Annotated in this window: 15 protein-coding genes; 5 read left to right on the top strand and 10 right to left on the bottom strand. The window is 58.1% G+C overall.

From position 1 onward, the window contains the following. Positions 1-25: 25 nt before the first annotated feature. The 3 genes from C0039_RS11025 to C0039_RS11015 are packed head-to-tail and all read left to right on the top strand — an operon-like array spanning position 26 to position 3,777. On the top strand, positions 26-832 hold the full coding sequence (locus C0039_RS11025) for an SDR family NAD(P)-dependent oxidoreductase (RefSeq protein ID WP_076001459.1): 807 nt from the start codon (positions 26-28) through the stop codon (positions 830-832). After that, entirely contained in the window at positions 832-3,012 is a 2,181-nt protein-coding gene (locus tag C0039_RS11020) for a pyrroloquinoline quinone-dependent dehydrogenase (RefSeq protein WP_101518069.1), read from the top strand. Before C0039_RS11025 ends, C0039_RS11020 begins: the two co-directional genes overlap by 1 nt. Before the next feature lie 3 nt (positions 3,013-3,015). Further along, positions 3,016-3,777, top strand: coding sequence for an SDR family oxidoreductase (locus tag C0039_RS11015; RefSeq protein WP_076001461.1), 762 nt, complete (start codon positions 3,016-3,018; stop codon positions 3,775-3,777). A 67-nt stretch (positions 3,778-3,844) separates the two neighbouring features. Here the strand turns inward: C0039_RS11015 and C0039_RS11010 are convergent, their stop codons facing one another. Together C0039_RS11010 and C0039_RS11005 are read right to left on the bottom strand one after the other, a co-directional pair. After that, positions 3,845-4,717 carry a TIGR03619 family F420-dependent LLM class oxidoreductase gene (locus C0039_RS11010; RefSeq protein WP_076001462.1) on the bottom strand — a complete coding sequence of 291 codons (873 nt, stop codon included), beginning with the start codon at positions 4,715-4,717 and terminating at the stop codon, positions 3,845-3,847. Between the two features lie 100 nt (positions 4,718-4,817). Next, a complete protein-coding gene (locus tag C0039_RS11005; RefSeq protein ID WP_165787101.1) occupies positions 4,818-7,139 on the bottom strand; it encodes a TonB-dependent receptor in 2,322 nt (773 codons plus the stop codon). A gap of 285 nt (positions 7,140-7,424) precedes the next feature. Here C0039_RS11005 and C0039_RS11000 point away from each other — a divergent pair, with 285 nt between their 5' ends. After that, positions 7,425-9,560 (top strand): oxidoreductase, encoded by a 2,136-nt coding sequence (locus C0039_RS11000; RefSeq protein ID WP_076001464.1) that lies wholly within the window; start codon positions 7,425-7,427, stop codon positions 9,558-9,560. Positions 9,561-9,597: 37 nt separating this feature from the next. Here C0039_RS11000 and C0039_RS10995 read toward each other — a convergent pair whose 3' ends face one another. Genes C0039_RS10995 through C0039_RS10965 form a run of 7 tightly spaced genes read right to left on the bottom strand, consistent with a single transcriptional unit; the run spans position 9,598 to position 16,164 of the window. Further along, positions 9,598-11,367 carry a tetratricopeptide repeat protein gene (locus tag C0039_RS10995; RefSeq protein ID WP_165787100.1) on the bottom strand — a complete coding sequence of 590 codons (1,770 nt, stop codon included), beginning with the start codon at positions 11,365-11,367 and terminating at the stop codon, positions 9,598-9,600. Then, positions 11,357-12,049, bottom strand: a complete 693-nt coding sequence (locus C0039_RS10990) for an energy transducer TonB (protein WP_076001466.1) — start codon at positions 12,047-12,049, stop codon at positions 11,357-11,359. Before C0039_RS10990 ends, C0039_RS10995 begins: the two co-directional genes overlap by 11 nt. Beyond that, positions 12,046-12,456: an ExbD/TolR family protein gene (locus C0039_RS10985; RefSeq protein WP_076001467.1), complete on the bottom strand. Its 411-nt coding sequence runs from the start codon at positions 12,454-12,456 to the stop codon at positions 12,046-12,048. Before C0039_RS10985 ends, C0039_RS10990 begins: the two co-directional genes overlap by 4 nt. Then, positions 12,453-12,965, bottom strand: a complete 513-nt coding sequence (locus C0039_RS10980; RefSeq protein WP_232334809.1) for a MotA/TolQ/ExbB proton channel family protein — start codon at positions 12,963-12,965, stop codon at positions 12,453-12,455. Before C0039_RS10980 ends, C0039_RS10985 begins: the two co-directional genes overlap by 4 nt. Positions 12,966-12,986: 21 nt before the next feature. Further along, positions 12,987-14,336 (bottom strand): MotA/TolQ/ExbB proton channel family protein, encoded by a 1,350-nt coding sequence (locus C0039_RS10975; RefSeq protein WP_101518067.1) that lies wholly within the window; start codon positions 14,334-14,336, stop codon positions 12,987-12,989. After that, complete coding sequence (locus C0039_RS10970) at positions 14,336-15,115, bottom strand: DUF3450 domain-containing protein (RefSeq protein WP_076001469.1); 780 nt, start codon at positions 15,113-15,115, stop codon at positions 14,336-14,338. Before C0039_RS10970 ends, C0039_RS10975 begins: the two co-directional genes overlap by 1 nt. A gap of 59 nt (positions 15,116-15,174) precedes the next feature. Then, the gene (locus C0039_RS10965; protein WP_076001470.1) at positions 15,175-16,164 is read right to left on the bottom strand and encodes a LysR family transcriptional regulator; all 990 of its coding nucleotides are present in this window, start codon (positions 16,162-16,164) and stop codon (positions 15,175-15,177) included. A 132-nt stretch (positions 16,165-16,296) separates the two neighbouring features. Between C0039_RS10965 and C0039_RS21410 the strand changes: the two genes are divergently transcribed. After that, positions 16,297-16,422 (top strand): hypothetical protein, encoded by a 126-nt coding sequence (locus C0039_RS21410; RefSeq protein ID WP_279304925.1) that lies wholly within the window; start codon positions 16,297-16,299, stop codon positions 16,420-16,422. A 3-nt stretch (positions 16,423-16,425) separates the two neighbouring features. On the opposite strand, the gene C0039_RS10960 is transcribed toward C0039_RS21410, so the two are convergent. Next, positions 16,426-17,058 carry a hypothetical protein gene (locus C0039_RS10960; protein WP_101518066.1) on the bottom strand — a complete coding sequence of 211 codons (633 nt, stop codon included), beginning with the start codon at positions 17,056-17,058 and terminating at the stop codon, positions 16,426-16,428. Positions 17,059-17,120 lie beyond the last annotated feature (62 nt).

Below are 17,120 nucleotides of genomic sequence, written 5' to 3'. Positions count from 1 at the left end.
ACACAAAGAGAGGAGCATACACCACATGACACAGCAACGCTTTGACGGAAAGGTCGCCATCGTGACTGGCGGCAGCATGGGTATTGGCCGGGCCACTGCCCTGCAACTCGCCAGGGAAGGTGCCCAGGTTATTGCCTGCGCCCGCCGAATGCCGCGGCTGGACAGCCTGGCAGAAGAGATCGCCCAGTTTGGTGGCAAGTTCAAGGGAGTGGAACTGGATATCGGAGATATCGATGCCTTCGCCAAACTCATTGCCGATACCGCTGAAGAATTCGGCCGCCTGGACGTGCTGGTCAACAATGCCCCGTCAGTCATCGGCGGCATGGTATTGGACCAGAATATTGAGGACTGGCGCGCCAACTTCGGCGTTTCGGTAGAGAGCGTCTTTATCGGTGTACAGGCAGCAATGAAGATTATGCAGCCCCAGGGCAGCGGTTCCATCATTAACATTTCCTCGGTGAGCAGCCTGCGCGCCGGTGTCGCCGCGGGCGCTTATTCCGCCGCAAAAGCCGCGGTAAACCAGTTCAGCATGTGCGCAGCAATGGAAGCTGCACCCTACGGCGTGCGGGTCAACGTGGTCGCTCCTGGCGCAGTGGAAACCCCCGGTCTGGACGCATCGGTTGGTAAGAATGAGGCCATGAAAGAGCTGATGGCAAGCTCCATCCCCATTCACCGCCTTGGCACCCCGGAGGACCTTGCGCATAGCATCTGCTTCCTTGCCTCTGACGATGCTGCATTCATAACCGGTATCGTTTTACCGGTGGACGGCGGCAAGACACCGCAGTTGCACGTACCCGACTGGAAGCTGACCCTGGATAACCGGGACGTATAATGAGGCAGGGCCTTGTCGGATTAACTGGTCTGGTACTGCTAACCCTGGGCTCAGTCGCTAGCGCCACTGACTTCTACGGGTGGCAGACCTACGGCGGTGACGACGGCAACACGCACTACTCGGAACTGGATCAGGTCAATGAGGGCAACGTCGGGCAACTGACCGTGGCGTGGCGCTACGAGAGTGCAAAGGGTGCGCCACTGCCAGCGACCTCCGAACTACAGGTGAACCCGGTCATAGTGGACAACGTCCTCTATGGCCGCAACCCGCTGTACAACGTGTTCGCGCTGGATGCGGCTAGCGGTAAGGAACTCTGGTCCTACAACCCGCCACTGACGCACGTCGGGCTTTCCAATATGCGCGGCATCACGTACTGGCAAGGGGAAGTGGGCAAACGCGTACTGTTCACAACCGGCCATTACCTGATGGCCCTGGACGCCCTTACCGGAAAACCGATAAAGAGCTTTGGCGAAAATGGCAGAGTAGACCTGCGCCTGGGCTTGGGTCGGGATCCACAAAAGGTCAGCATCAATGCACCCTCGCCCGGCGTCATTTTCGACGATCTGATCATAATGGGGTCAGCGGTTGCGGAAAGCGCCGGCGCGGCACCCGGCGACATTCGAGCCTACAGCACCATTGACGGCTCACTGGCCTGGACCTTTCACACTATTCCCCACCCCGGCGAAACCGGCCACGAAACCTGGCCTGCCAGGGCCTGGGAAACGGCCGGCGGCGCCAACGCCTGGGCAGGCATGAGCGTGGATCGGGAAAGGGGCGTGGTCTACGTTCCCACCGGTTCACCCACACCCGATTTTGACGGCTCCGGGCGTGTCGGTGCCAACCTCTTTGGTAATACTATCATCGCTCTGGATGCACGCAGCGGTAAGCGCCTCTGGCACTTCCAAACCGTGCATCACGATCTATGGGACCGGGATCTCAGCTCCGCGCCGACCCTGGCGACAGTCACCACCCAGGACGGCAAGCGTGATGTGCTGGCGCAGGCATCTAAACAGGGCGTGCTCTACCTGCTTGACCGCGATACGGGTAAACCTGTGTTCCCGATTGAGGAAGTGCCGGTGCCGGCATCCAATGTACCGGGCGAAGTGGCCTACCCCACACAACCCATGGTCACTTTACCCGAACCATTTACCCGCCAGACTTTTTCGGCTGACGACCTGTCGCAGATAAACCCCCGCACTTACGCGTATGTCAAAAAGCAGCTGGAAGACGCCGAGGAGTTCGCTTACATGCGCCCCCCGGGGCTTAAGAAATCGGTGCTCTTTCCCGGGTTTTATGGCGGTGGCAACTGGGGTGGCGGTGCTTTTGACCCGCAGAGCAATCTCTACTACATCAACGCCATTGAGGCGCCGCACATCATTCAGGTGCAGGCAGTTGAGGTAAATAAAGGCAGCAGTGTGGGCCGTGGAGCATTCCTGTTTCGTCAACAGTGTAGCGGCTGTCACGGCCTGGATTTGCAGGGCTTTTATCCCTATGCACCCGCATTGGCCGGCATTGCCCAGCGCAGCGACAAGCGAGACGCCATGGAGGTGATCCGCGCTGGCAAGGGCCGCATGATGCCGTTTCCCCAGCTGGCTCGCCATGATCTCGAAGCGCTCGTGGACTACGTATTCGCGTTTGATGCGGGTGAGGCCAGCGCAGAACAGGACGGGGAAACCGAGACCGCCTATGTGTTCGCCGGCTACAACGATTTTGTCGACGAACGTTTTTACCCGGCGGTGCAGCCGCCCTGGGGCACGCTCACCGCCATTGACCTGGCCACCGGCAAGCGGGCCTGGCAGGTAACGCTGGGCGAATACGCGCAGCTACGCGAGGAAGGCGTTCCGGCTACTGGCACGCGCAACTATGGCGGTCCAGTGGTTACCGCTGGCGGACTGCTCATTATCGCAGCCACCTCCGATGAGATGCTGCGCATTTTCGACAAGCGCAGCGGCAAACTGCTCTGGCAGTACAAATTACCTGCGGCCGGCTACGCAACACCGGCCACATATGAAATCGGCGGCAGACAATATATTGTAGTTACCTGCAGCGGCGGCAAGTTGGGCACGCCCACCGGAGACAGCTACATCGCCTTTGCCCTGCCCCAAGCTGATGCCGATGGGCACACTGCCGCCTCGGCACTGCAGGAAACGACACCCCCGACTAACAGAACAGGAAAATAAATTATGGGAACCTATGTTATTACTGGCGGCGCCAGCGGTATTGGACTGGCCATCGCTGAGCAGCTCAGGAGCGAAGGCAACCGCTGCCTCAGCCTGGACATCCAGGAGGCGGACATCGTCGCTGACCTGTCGACTGCTGAAGGCCGTACAGACGCCATCGGCGCCATAGAAGCCGCCACCGGAGGCGAACTGGCAGGCCTGGTTACCAGCGCAGGGCTTGGCTCGCACGTACCCAACAAGTCACTGATAACCAGCGTCAATTACTACGGCACGGTTGAGCTGATAGCGGGGCTGCGCCCCATGCTGGCTCGCAACAAGGCAGCTGTATTGCTGGTCTCCTCAAACTCCGCGCCCATGCCGACAAACCCCGACTTCATCAGCGCACTGCTGGAAGGAAACGAGCAGCAGGCCTTTGCGCTGGCGGAAGAAATGGAAGGACAGCCGGTTTACTCCGGCACCAAACAAGCGGTAACGCGCTGGATGCGCCAGAATACCCAGGCCTACGCTGCCGAGGGCATTCGCATGAATGCCATAGGGCCGGGTTACACCCGCACTCCCCTGAGCATGGCCGTCGAGGATGACCCCACTTACAGTGAGGCGATAAAACAGTTTATTGCGTCTATTCCAGTCGGCAGGCCCGGTGTCCCCCAGGACATGGCCGACGCCGCCAGCTTCTTGCTCAGCGACCGTGCAGGCTTCATCTGCGGAGCGATGCTGTATATCGACGGCGGCCACGATGCGATGATGCGTCCAGAGTCCCTCTAGGAATTTCACCCTGGCCTGCCCCAGTATGGGGCAGGATTACAGCCGGGTGATAAGTCCGGCGCAGGGTTTACGGATAGCGGTGGATAATACCCTCTGCGAAGCGCTGGATACCCGCCAGTTTCTTCTCCAGCGTAATATCAGGATCATAGGCATTCCACGGATTTACACAGATATCTGTGACCCCAAGCGCTTCAAGGCGCTGGTAATCTTCGATCTTGCGCGCAGTGACATCAAATGCGTGTATCTCGAACCCTTCTTTTTGATCAGTCCCGTGCTCGCGGCGCAATTCTGCCAGCGTTTGCAGCAGGCCTTTCAGTGTATCGTAATCAGAATTGGCGGAGATCCAGCCGTCACCAAGTCTGGCCGCTCGCCGCAGCGCAGGCTTGGCGTGACCACCAATTAGCATGGGCACTGCCGTGTCGGGCACCGGTGAGAGCTTACAGCGACCTATATTGAAATGTTCTGACTCATATTCAAAGTAGTCACCACTCATCGCCGCACGAATAATATGCAGGCATTCGTCGAAGAGTTTGCCGCGCTGGTCAAAATCAACACCGTTAAATGTAAAGTCTTCCTTCCATGGACTCAGGCCGGCACCCAGGCTGACGCGACCGCCGCTGGCCACGGCTAGCGAGGACAGTGCCTTGGCCAGAACCAGCGGCTGACGCACGGGTACCTTCATCACCGCCGGATAAAAACGCAGGCGCTCGGTGACAGCGGCCATACCCGCCATGGCGATGAAAGGCTCCAGTACCGGCACTCCATCAAGCACCTGACGTACCGCATTCGTATCCATATACGGGTAGTCGGACTCGGTAATCTCCGGATAAAAGAGGCTGTCTGGCACGCCCATCGAATGAAAACCCGCAGACTCCGCAGTGCGCGCGATCTGATGGTAGTCGGCTGTTCCACCCAGACCTGTTAACAAGGTGAATCTCATAATCCAATCCTTTTATATAGCGTTACTTTCAGGCATAAAAAAGCCGCGCCCGTAGGACGCGGCAACAAGAGACCCAAATGGGCTCCACACTACTACCGTTCTAGAACTCGTAGCCGACTGACACAGCCCAGGTGCGCGGCATGTTATAACCGGCAGTCTGGAACAGGGTCAGGTCAAAGGTGTTGGTGACCACCCGCTTGTCTTCGAGGTTCTTGCCTTCTACCGCCACCCGCCAGTGGCCATCAGCGCTGCGGAATGCCGCGATGGCGTTCCAGATCGCATGCTCTTCCTGAATCTGCGCTTCAGCGGCAGCTTCATTGGTCAGGTCGATGGGCGAGTTGGTGTAAGAGTCGGTGCGATAGGCAACGTCAGTACCAATCATCATGGTGCCCCAATCGGAGAGATCGAAGTCATAGTTGACCCGCGCTGCTACGGTCCAGTCAGGAGAGAAGCCAATTGCTGTGGTGTCAGCACGGTCGCCCTCTTCAGAATCAAAGGCCTTCACATCCACGTCGAGGTAGCCCACGTTTAGACCCACTGTGAGTCCCTCTAAAGCGGGCAGCCAGATCAACTCCAGTTCAACACCGCTGGTCTCCAGTTCACCCACGTTATCGACAAACTCTTCCAGGTTACCTTCGACCAGGCCAATGGTTGCCAACTGCTTGTCCTGATAATCGTTGAGGAAGACCTCACCGTTGGCACGCAGTGTGCCGTCGAGCCAGGTGCTCTTGATACCCAGAGTGTAGGAATCCACAGTTTCCGGGTCGAATGCAGTGCTCTTACCACTTTGTCTCTGGAAACCGCCGGACTTGAAGCCGTTGGAGAAGCCCGCATAAACCATCATGTCATCGGTTGCAAACCACGTCAGGCGTGCGCTGGGCGAGAATTCGGTCCAGTCATCCTTGGCATTGGTTGGCTCGGGGAATGAAATGTCGATAGCATCGGTGAAAGGTGTCGCCCAGGCCACGAAGTTGGGGCTGGCAGCGGCATTGTCACCCTGTCCCGGTGCGATGGCCAGGGGCACAACGCCAAAGGGCGTGTTACCCAGCGCAAGCGCATACAAGGTCTGGTCGACCGTGGCTTGCTGGCGTTCCTCTCTCTCGTCCTTGGTGTAACGTCCGCCAAACGACAGCTGCCAGCTCTCGGAGATGCTCCAGTCCACGTTGGCGTAGACAGAGGTTGACTGAATTTCCCGCTCATCAACAAAGGTATCTTTGAACTGCAGCGTTGTACCCAACAGGCGCGGAGTCTGGGTAGTGACACCCGGGGCCGAGGTATCACCGTCCAGGTAATAGGCTCCGGCGACGACTTCAAAGCTGTCTCCGCTATAGTTAACCTGGAATTCCTGGCTGAAATCCTCGAACTCACGATCATTGATGGTGTTGATAAAGTTCTGCTCACTACCGTCAAAATCGAAGGGCTGAATGTGATCAACATTGCGCTGGGCGGTGATCGACTTGAAAGACCACTGGTCGTTAATGTCCCAGTCAATGGTCACTGCTACGGTGGTCGCCTCTATTTCATACTCATCGAGCAGTGCACCCTGGTCGGTGGATACTTCATCCGGGTCCGAGGGCAAACCCGCATCGTTCGGGGACTGCAGCAGGCCGGTACCGGGCGCCAGGAAGAAATTTGCGCCATTGGTGAAGAAATCAAGCTGGCCCATGAAGGCTGTGTTTACACCACTGCGATTGGGTATGCGCGGAGTGGAATCGTCCTTAAAATAGTCGCCAGCCAGTTTGATGCGCAGGCTGTCTGTCGCGTTCCATATCAGACTGCCGCGATAGGATGCCACATCCTGATCCCAGAACTCCTCACCGTCGAGGGTATTTTCCTGGATACCGTCTCGTTCGCGATACAGTGCGCCAAAGCTACCCAGCAAAGTGTCCCCAATGATAGGGCCGGAAATGTTGGCCTTGAGCTGCATCAGGTCAAACTCGCCTGTCTTGAGCTCGACGCCACCCATCACCTCTTCAGAGGGCTCTCGAGAAACGTACTTGATCGCACCGCCAATGGTATTACGCCCATAAAGGTGACCCTGGGGGCCCTTCAGCACTTCGATGCGCTCCACGTCATAGACTTCCAATAGTGCGCCAGCTGTGCGGTTCATGTACACGTCATCGACGTAAATGCCCACACCCTGCGCAAAACCGGGATCATTGCCGATACCGCGTATGAAGACCGCTATCGAGCCAGCCTGAAGACCACTGGTTTCAGTGAGGGTGACGTTAGGGGTCATGCGCTCAAGATCTTCCATGCCATCGATCTGCGCATCCTGCAGCTGCTGGGCGCTGAATGCAGAAATGGCCATAGGCACATCCTGCATGCTTTCCGCTCTTTTTCGTGCCGTTACCACAACTTCTTCAAGTTGCGCTGCGGCATAGTCAGACACTCCAAGGGCTGCCAGTACGGCAACGCTCATGAGTGAGTTCCTGAATTGTTTCTGCATAGTGTGTGCTCCTGTTTATTAGTTATGGGCTGCGGTTCCCATCTGCGACCATCCACGGTATCGGGTGATACGCATGGCAATGATTATCATTAGTGCGGGCTAAAGCATACAGGACATGGGCCTCCAACTTCATGTGCATTTGCGTTCGCTACAGACCCGACAGAGCGCAGATGTCTACGAGTTTGGACTGCCCCGTACTTTTAGCCCAACCGCCTGTCATCCATATTCTCATATATAAAAGGAAAAGAGGTCACAGAAATGTCTACAGCGTTTGGCAAGTTGCTCTCTCCCGGCAAAATCGGTTCCATGTCCCTGCGCAACCGCATCGTACTGGCGGCAATGGGCTCAAATTTCGCGAATACAGACGGCAGTTGCTCAGAACGCCTGCTCGCATACTACGAAGAGCGAGCTCGTGGTGGTGCCGGACTGCTGGTTCTGGAGACTTCAGCCGCATGCTTCCCCAACGGTTCCACCATGCCCAATACAGTGGGTTTTTCCAAAGACGAATTTCTCCCAGGCCTTACTGATCTGGCGAACAGAGTGCACCGGCACGGCGCAAAGATTGTCGCCCAGCTCAATCATGGCGGAAAGATGGCACAGGAAGACACCGTGGCGGGGCGTAAAATCCCCCTGCCCTCCATCCTGCGCCCCTCTGCAAGCGACATGTTTCACGTACTGACACGCAACGAAATCGGGCATTTCATCAAAGCGGCCGGGCCTGACGGTAAGGGGCCGCAGTACTTTGAGATGCAGGCCGCAGATATAGCCGGGATCGTTGCCGGCTTTGCCGACGCGGCGGAACGTGCCCAGCGTGCCGGTTTCGACGGAATCGAAATCCACGCGGGTCACGGGTACCTCATCGCCAGCTTCCTCTCCCCTTACAGCAACCGGCGCGATGATCAGTACGGGGGCTCACGGGAGAACCGCGCACGCTTCCTGACAGAGATAATCGCGGCCGTACGGGACAGGACCGGGGGCCAGTTTCCTATTCTCGTGCGTCTCGATGCCATGGAATATCGCACGGAAGGCGGCATCACCCCTGATGACTGCGTGGTCACCGCAAGGCTGTGTGAACAAGCCGGCGCAGACGCTATCGACGTGAGTGCCTACGGTAACGTAGCGCATGCAATTGCGTTCACCGAGGCACCGCTGGTACACGAGCCCGGCGGCTTCGTGGAGTTCGCCAAAAAGGTGAAGCAGGCTGTAGGTATCCCGGTTATCGGCGTGGGGCGAATCGAGCCGGAGGCCGCTGAACAGCATCTGGCTGCCGGTGACTATGACTTCCTGGCGATGGGCAGGAAGCTATTGGCGGACCCGCATTTGCCTGAAAAACTCGCCAGCGGTAATGCGTCCCAGGTCAGGCCCTGTATCTACTGCTATATCTGTGTGAGCCAGATCTTCATCAATCAGCCCATGATGTGTGCCGTCAACAGCAACATGGGGCGCGAATGGGAAGGTGACATCCTCGCGAGCAGCAATAACCCGCTCCGCGTCCTGGTGGTCGGCGGAGGCCCGGGCGGCATGGAAGCAGCACGCATACTGGCTGAACAGGGCCATAAGGTTGCACTATGGGAGCGCGACAAAGATCTTGGCGGGACTGCCCGCATCGCCGCACTGGCCTATGCGCCCAACGAGGGTCTTATAGACTACCTCTCCAGTGAGATGCGCCGGCTACCCGTCGACCTGCAGTTGGGCAAAACGGCCCAGGCAGCTGCTATTCACGCCGCAGATGTAGACCACGTAATTCTGGCCACCGGTGCCTTGCGTCAGGCGCCGGACATACCCGGCAAGTCCCAGCGCCATGTCTTCGACGGCGAAGAGCTGCGCGGCGTACTCTTCGGCACCGACCCGGCAGCGGCACGCAAACTTTCACTATTTGCACGCTGTGCCCTGTTGATAGGTCGTCTTACAGGGGCCTTGCGCAGCGTGGCCCTGCTGCGTTTTGCCTCACGCATCTGGATGCCACTGGCTGACCAGATAGTGATTATAGGCGGCGGTCTCGTCGGGCTGGAACTGGCGGAATACCTGGTGGAAAGGGGCCGCAAGGTCACCATCGTGGAGCCGGGGCGCGAACTCGGCGCCGAACTGGCGATCGTACGCAGAGCACGGGTGTTACATATGTTGCGCGAACATGGCGTGGATATTCACGCCCAGGCGCCGGTAAAGGAGATTACCGCTGACAGCGTGGTGTGCGAAATCGACGATGAGACTCGCTCATTCAAGGCAAAGCAAGTCATTATTGCATTGGGCGCCGAAGGGGATGATAGCCTGGCCGGGCAACTGGACAGTCTGGATGCTGAAGTACACCGCATCGGCGACTGTCTCGATGTCAGCTATATTGACGGGGCCATACTCTCAGCACGAGACGTGGTAAAGACTATTCAGGGCGCTTGAGCAAAACGGTTGGGGCGTCTGTCGCGACGCCTGCCCGCTACTCGACCCCCAACTGCAGCTCCACCGTGGTGTCATCACCGGGAATCTGTTGCAGCCGGTATTCCCCGGTCAGGCGATAGCCAGCGGCTTCCACGTCCTTACGAAAACCCGCCATCATCGCCTGCGCATCACCCTCCCCCTGCACCAGGTGCAGCCAGGCACACTTGAACTTCGCCGCGTTATAGAGACGATAACGCCCGCTGGCCTGCGGCGCACCCCTGGTGGGCAGTGCCAGACGTAGATCTTCACCGGGTAGCGCCAGCAAGGTAACCGGACCATCTGCAGAGCCACCTGACTTGACCAGGTTGACGTTGAGTCGCACTGCAAGCGCACGTATGCGCGGCAACAACTGCGTTATCGACTCGTCCTGACTGACATAATAAAAGCGTCGAGCGGGCACGGTTTTGAGAGCAACTTCCGCGGGCAAACTATCTCGCATAGTTTCCTGCACAGGATTGTCGGCGCCTGTTTCTGCCCGGGCCGCAACCTGCCGGGGTACCGGTTGCAGCGTGCTCTTCTTGCCCGCACTGCCGTAACAAGGCCCACGTACCTGACGCAGCTCTTGTTCAGTGGCGGGAGCCGCATCCATAAATTGCAGCCATTGTGCCGCCTGCTCATTGGCGCCGCCGACCAGCGTCGCATTGATAAACGCCCGACGCGCCTCCTCTTCACGGCCCTGTTTGAACAGGCTCACGCCCAGCAGCAGGTTGGCCCGGCTGACATAGCGATCATCCAGGCTTTGGCTGCAACTGGCCAGCACCGTGGCAAGCATGGCCTGCCATTGCTGGTCTTCCATTTGTAACTGCGCCAGGTACAGATAAAGCTCTGTGTCGCCACTGCTGCGGGCTGCCTCCTGCAGTGCAGCTATGGCCTTGTCTCTCTCCCTCGCCCGCAACCACAGCTCAAAAAGCTTGCGCTGGTTGGCGGCGTTGTTGTCCAGACTGCCCTGCACCATCGCTTCCTGCAGCAGCACAGCGGCACTGTAAGGGTTGCCACCATCGGCACGCAGGTCAATGAGCAACTGTAATTCTGGCCCGGTAAATGGCACCTGCTTTTCCAGCGCAAGTGATAACTGATCCAGGGCATCGCGCCGCTTGTTCTGCTGCAGGTATACCGTGGCGAGCTGGTGCCAGTGTTGTGGGTTTTCTGGTTCAAGTTGCAATAGCTGCCTGAGGATATGCTCGCACTGCTGGTAGGCGCCAGCACGGTAGTACAGCGCCAACGCCTGGCCCAGTTGGCGACGATCAAGCTGGAGACCGGCGGCACTGATGCCGTCCAGCGCAACGACCACAGCAACGTAATCGCCGAGTCGGTAGCGCGCCTGCGCTAGTAACAGGAAGTCTGCTGGCTCGGGCTGCAGCTTGATATCCAGCGCGCGCTCAAGGGTGATCGCCGCCTGCCGGAAGTCTTCGTTGAGAAGATACACCTGGGCCAGCTCTCGCAGCATCTGACGGTTGGCGACATCGGACAAGCCTTTCGAGCCCAGCGCCTCCCGGTAGTAACGTATGGCGCCCTCGTAATCCCCTTCCTGCACCGAGTGCCGGGCAAGAAAACGGCCGGCGCTGGACCTGGCATAGGGGTCCTTGATCTGATCGATCTGGGCCTCCAGTTCCGACACGGACATCTCCGAGCCTTTTCCCATTTCACCCAGAGGGTCCAGCTGAATGCGGCTGCGATACTGCCCCTGGTTCTGGGCGCCCAGTGGGCCTGCCCATATTAGCGCGGCGCAAAGTGTCGCGGCGCACAGGCGAAGAGTACTAATCGACATTGGGAAGATTCGCAGGGTAGTCCTGCCAACGCACATCGACACGCTGTGTAAGCACCACATCAGCGGTACTACGCCCGGAAAAACTGATCGAATACTGCCAGTCCTCCACCGCGGCGATAACCTTTTCCTCAAACACGCCCCGGGGGTGCGCATCCAGCACTCTCACGCTGCGCGTGGTACCACTGGGGGTCACAGAGAAAGCGACCAGTACCCAGCCACTTATCTTGTTCTGCCAGGCGACATCGGGCACGTTGGGTTTGCGCGTGTTGTAGGGCACCACTTCAACAAACCCCTGTGCATCCTGCCCGCCACCCGGAATGCTAACCCCACCGGCGCCCAGCGGCGCGCTGAAACTGTCGCCTACCGCCTGTATGGCAATGTCTCCCAATGCCATGTCCAGCGTGGGCATCTCCATCGCCTGTGGGGTTTGCGGGCTGGGCGGCGCCAGTTGCGGCATCTCAAGTTGCGGTTCCTGGGTGAGTTCCTCTGGCTGATCCTGCTGCGCATCCTGTTCAGGCTCTGGCGGTTCAGTTCGCAGTATTTCCACGTTCTGGAAGACAGCCAGTTCAACCTGCTCTACCTGGCTGAGGCGGATAAGGCCGTGCATAAAGAGGAATATCGCTACTGTAATCACTACTGCCCCGCTGAGGGAGGGAAGCAGGCGCAACGCCCTTGGACTCATTGCACGCCTTTCTCCGCTGCGATGGCTATGCCTTCGACCCCCGCAAGCCTTACCTGATCCATCACTTCTACCAGCGTACGGGTAGACGCCTCTTCATCGGCCTGGATAATCACTGAGCCTTCCGGATTATCCGCGTGCAGGCGCGCCACGATAGCGCGGACACTGCGCGGGTCCACTGGACGCCGGTCTACCCAAATTTCACCTTTCGCAGTAATCGCGATGAATATATTTGCATTGGCTTGTTTTGACGCAGTACTGGCCTGCGGCGTTGACACCGTGACCCCTGACTCCTTGACAAACGAAGTGGTCACGATAAAAAAGATGAGCATGATGAACACGATGTCCAGCATCGGCGTCATATCGAGTTCGGCTTCGTCCTGTTCCGGTAAGTGACGGCGGGCACTCATACCACAGGGTCCCTTCCACTTACTGGCATCGCGTCACGCAGGGCGCTGCTTCGACGGTCGGCGAGTTGACGCAGGCGCACCGTGAAATATATCCCCGTGAGCGCCACTACCAGACCGGCCATGGTGGGTATAGTGGCCCGGTAGACACCGCGGGCCATGGCCTGGGCATCATCGTTGCCACTCACGGCAATCACCTCGAAAACACCAATCATACCGAGCACTGTGCCCAGCAGGCCCATCAGGGGACACAGCGCCACCAGCACCTTGATCAGTGACAGGTTCGCATGCAGAGCGAGGGACGCCTCGCAAAGCATGGACTGGCGTACCTTCCTTGCCAGCCACGACGCGCGATCCCGCCGTGATTGCCACTCGACCACAAGGTGGCGGGCCTGGCCGGGCCAGGAAATGCGCAGGAACCAGGCACGTTCAAGAATCAGTAACCAGAGTAGCAGACAGGTGGCAAACAACACCCACAGCACACCACCGCCCTGTTCGATAAAATCACTCACTGCATACCACCAGGACATACGCTACGGGCCCTCTGCGGAACGGGCCAGCACGCCTGCACATTGCTCGTCGAGGCGCTGCACCGTGGCGCGAGATAAAAATGCCACCACGCTGTGACCGAATAACAGCGGGATGGCGACAACCAGACCCAACACCGTGGTCACCAGCGCTTGTGAAATTCCGCCCGCCATCAGTTTGGGGTCACCGGTTCCAAAGAGGCTGATGGCCTGAAAGGTCAGAATCATGCCGGTCACGGTGCCCAACAGGCCCAGTAGTGGCGAGGTAGCAGCCAGCAGCTTGATCAGCCCGTTGCCGCGCTCCAGTGCCGGAATCTCTGCGAGCACAGCTTCATCCAGTTTCAGCTGCAGCAGTTCCTCCTGGTCAATGGGTATTCCCTCAACCGATTTCAGCACCCGACCCAGGGGGTTGTCAGCACTGGGGGATGCGGCCATTGCCAATTGCCTCCTGATGCGCCTGGAAACCAGCAGCAAATAAGCCACCCTCCAGGCAGTCAACAGCATACCCAGGCTACCCAGGGCGATGATAATCAAACCAATGGTCCCGCCCTGTGCGATCCGCTCGCGTAAATCGGGTGTAAAGCTGAGCATGCCCAGCAGGTTACCGCGGGTGGGATCGACAGCCAGCGTGAACACCCCGTCTTGAGCAGTGGCGATAGCGCGCGCTGCATCTCTGTAACGCGCGGGGGGCTGTCGACCAAGCGCCAGCAGTTCGCCAGTCTCCGGCACATAGCGCAGATAATCGCCCTGCTCCCAGGCGTTGAACACACCCAGCCGCAGCACACTGGTGGTCCGCGTGACCCCTGCGGTGTCGATCACCGGTGCCTCAAACTGCGTTAATTTCCCGGCCTCAGTCATATCCTCCTGCAGCAGCAGCCAGAGCGCTTGTATTTCCTCAATGGTGACCTGGGTGTCAGTGGAGGCGAGTTCTCGCACCACGGCAACCCTTTCACCCAGTTGCACACTGAGCATGGACTCCTGGAAGACCGCCGCAAAATCTCCGGCGAACTCCCTGAACGTACTCGAGAGATCGCCGATATCCTCGACCACCGTCTCCAACTCATTTTCCAGCCGGGTGATCTCTCGGGCATTGTTATCCGTCACCGCAAGCAGCGGCTGGTTCTGCTTTTGCTGCTGCTCGAATTCCCGCTGAGCCTCGGCCAGCAGTCGCTGTTGCGCCCGCTTGTCAGCCAGGAATGCTGTTTCACGCTGCTTGTTGATGCTTCGCTGTCGTTCCTGTTCCTGCCGCACCGACTGTAATAGCTGGTCAAGATTGTCGATCTGCTGTGTACCCTGTTCCTGGGCTGACACCACAGAAGCGCTGCATAAAAATATTAGTATCAGGAAGCGGCGCATCAAGGGGCACCTCCTGTTGCCAGAAACGGCAACTGCAGCAGGTCGGGTGCGGCCTCATTGCGCGCCACACGCAGTGCTGCGGAAAGTGCCCGGCCATGCGTCGATTCCAGCGGTATCCACACTTGTTGAGCCCTGTCCCAGTAGCCGCTCTGCTCCCGGTCAAGGCTCTGGTAGTAAAGGGCTGCGCGGCCGAGTCGGAGATACTCCACCGACAGGTCCTCCCCGTCGCTGTGCAGCGGGCCACGCCAGGCCTCCACCGTTCGACTGTAATCCTGCTCTAGTTGGTAAGCCTCCATCAACAGCCGGAAACGGGCAGCCACCGACAGGTCTGGCCGGTCGAGGCGTTGGCGCAGCTGAATCACGGCACTGATGCGTTCTTCCTGGTGAAAGGGCAGATCCAGTACAACAAATTTCTCCAGTGCGTCCACCATGGAACGCATCAGCGGAAGAATACGCTGCCGGGTAATGCGTGCCTGGGCTATCTGGCGGTTAAGCGACTCAATCTGCCCGCGTTGCGCTGTGTCCAGGTTTTCCAGCTCGCGAGTGTAAGCCTCCTGGTATTCCGCGCTCTCTTTCAGGCTTCGGTATTCTTCAAGTAGTATCCGGGTTTCACGCGACAGCGCATCAATCTTTGACTGTGATTGTTCTGCGCTCCGATTGGTGGATTCCACAACATCGAGGCTCTGTTGCAGTTCAGCCGCAGACAAGCCGGGGTTGGTCATCCAGATGGCGATGCAGGCAAGGTAAGCGAGCACGGAAGTTGAGCGATGCGAGTTCAAGCGGAAATGCCCTCGTCGTAAACAGTGGTTGAGATCGTCACAGCAAGACATATCGATTATCAGTAGGCAAGCTTTCTCTGCTTGCGCAGAGCAGGCAAATCAGGAAGCCCCAACCGGTCACGTATTTCTTCTGTCAGCTCGATAATCTGCTCATAGAAGAAGTCGTGAGCGGGAGATCCTATGACCCGCTGATGGCGCACCGCAACGTACTTGATACTCACATCACCAATGCCCGGTATCGGCACCGCGGATATATAGCGCGACAAATTGAACTGCTCTATGAACATGGGCGGCGCCGGAAACAGGCAGTCCGTTTTCCTGACGATTTCCAAAGCGGTCTGCAGGTCATCCGTTTCATAGTGATGCGGCGCGCGGCGCTCGAACTCCAGCACAGCTTCAGCGTCACCCTCGTGAAAGCTTACCTCTGATATATCGGTGGATAACAAAGAAAGGTGCGGATACTGCGTCAGGTCCTCCAGCGTGACCTCGTCCAGTTTGAACAGCGGGTGCTTCCTCCGCGCCAATAGCACGGGGCGGGCGAATGCCAACGTGGTCAATTCCAGGTCAGGGGGATAGTGATGCCGCTCGATTTGCAGCGCGAAGTCGAGGTTACCATTAGACAATTGCTCAAACGGATCTTCGATCCTGGAGAAGGCCCTGACCCGCATTTTAGGTGCATAGCTCTGAAGTCGCGCCATCAGTGCCGGCAAAAACCAGACCCCCATATGCCCCTGCATCAGGATATTCATCTGCCCATCATAAGTGGCAGGATCGAAACTGAGCGGCCTTACCATGGCCTGGACCGCCTGCAATACATCGGGCAGGCTCGCCTCGATCTGCTCTGCACGGGGCGTGGGCACCATACCTGAACCCCGTCGCACGAAAAGCTGGTCGTCGAACAACTCCCTGAGTCGACCCAGGGTCTTGCTCATTGCTGATTGGGTGATATAGAGCCGCTCGGCGGCACGGGACACACTACGCTCCTCCAGCAGAGCCTCAAGCGCCACCAGCAAATTCAGGTCCAGCCGGCCAAGCTCACGTATCTCCATCTAGCAGCGCCCTGTATTATGAACTAAATTCATCATTATAATGAAATAAAGCCATTTGAAGAATACTCTTGCCGCCCTTACCTTGTATGCAACGCCGAGGCATTACTTCGGCTCTTTGAAGAGGTTACCAACATGGCTTACATCATCGGTTTTTATACGGCGATACTCGCTCTTGCTGTCTGGCAGGAAAACAGCGGCTCCGCGGCTCTCGAAAGCGACGTGGGCTCTGATCGTTGCTCCGGTTGTGGCAACCACTAAAACCTACCTGCCTGACACGCGGGTGTGCAAAAGACTTGCCCAACTGTTGAACAGGTTGACCAGGTCCACACCCGCGGCTCTACCCCACTGCAGGGAAGCAATATTCCTGCGGTCTCGCACAACAGCCAACAGCTCGCCATTCGCAGCATTGTGTATGCGAAACTCGGCGGAAATTTCGACCACATCGCCGGTACTCTGGTAACCGGCGCCGGCCCCCGAACCCGCACTCGATGAAGTGCGCCTGGGGGCTACCCGGGTCAGTACAGCGGTTATCTGTAACGCACCCGCCCCGTCACGAGGGTAGTCGGCAAATGCCCGGCTAGAGGCATCGCGCCACACCGCTGCCAGCTTTTCCTCTTTCTCGGGTGTCATTTGCCAGTCGCGACGCAGCGTTCCACTAATAGTAGTCTGGGGGACATCTACGTCAGCCGACTCCAGTCGCGAGAATGCTACTGATGCATACCCCGGCAGGTTAGCGTCAGGTAATGCGAACGCCTCCTCAAAGCCGGTCTTGCTAACGGGATGCAGGTTTTCCAGGGCAAACTCAGTCGCCACCGACTCTTTCATCTTGGGACTTGAGCAGGCGCAAGCAACCAACAGAATACTTGCAAGTGCGAAGCGTAAAAACAGTTTCATGGCTTTCTCCAGAGCTAAAAAAACGGCCAACGAGAGATCCCGGTGGCCGTTTGCTGTCTCTC

The sequence above is a fragment of the Pseudohalioglobus lutimaris genome (assembly GCF_002866825.1).
Classification (GTDB): Bacteria; Pseudomonadota; Gammaproteobacteria; order Pseudomonadales; family Halieaceae; genus Halioglobus; species Halioglobus lutimaris.
This window is presented reverse-complemented; position numbering and strand designations above follow the sequence as displayed.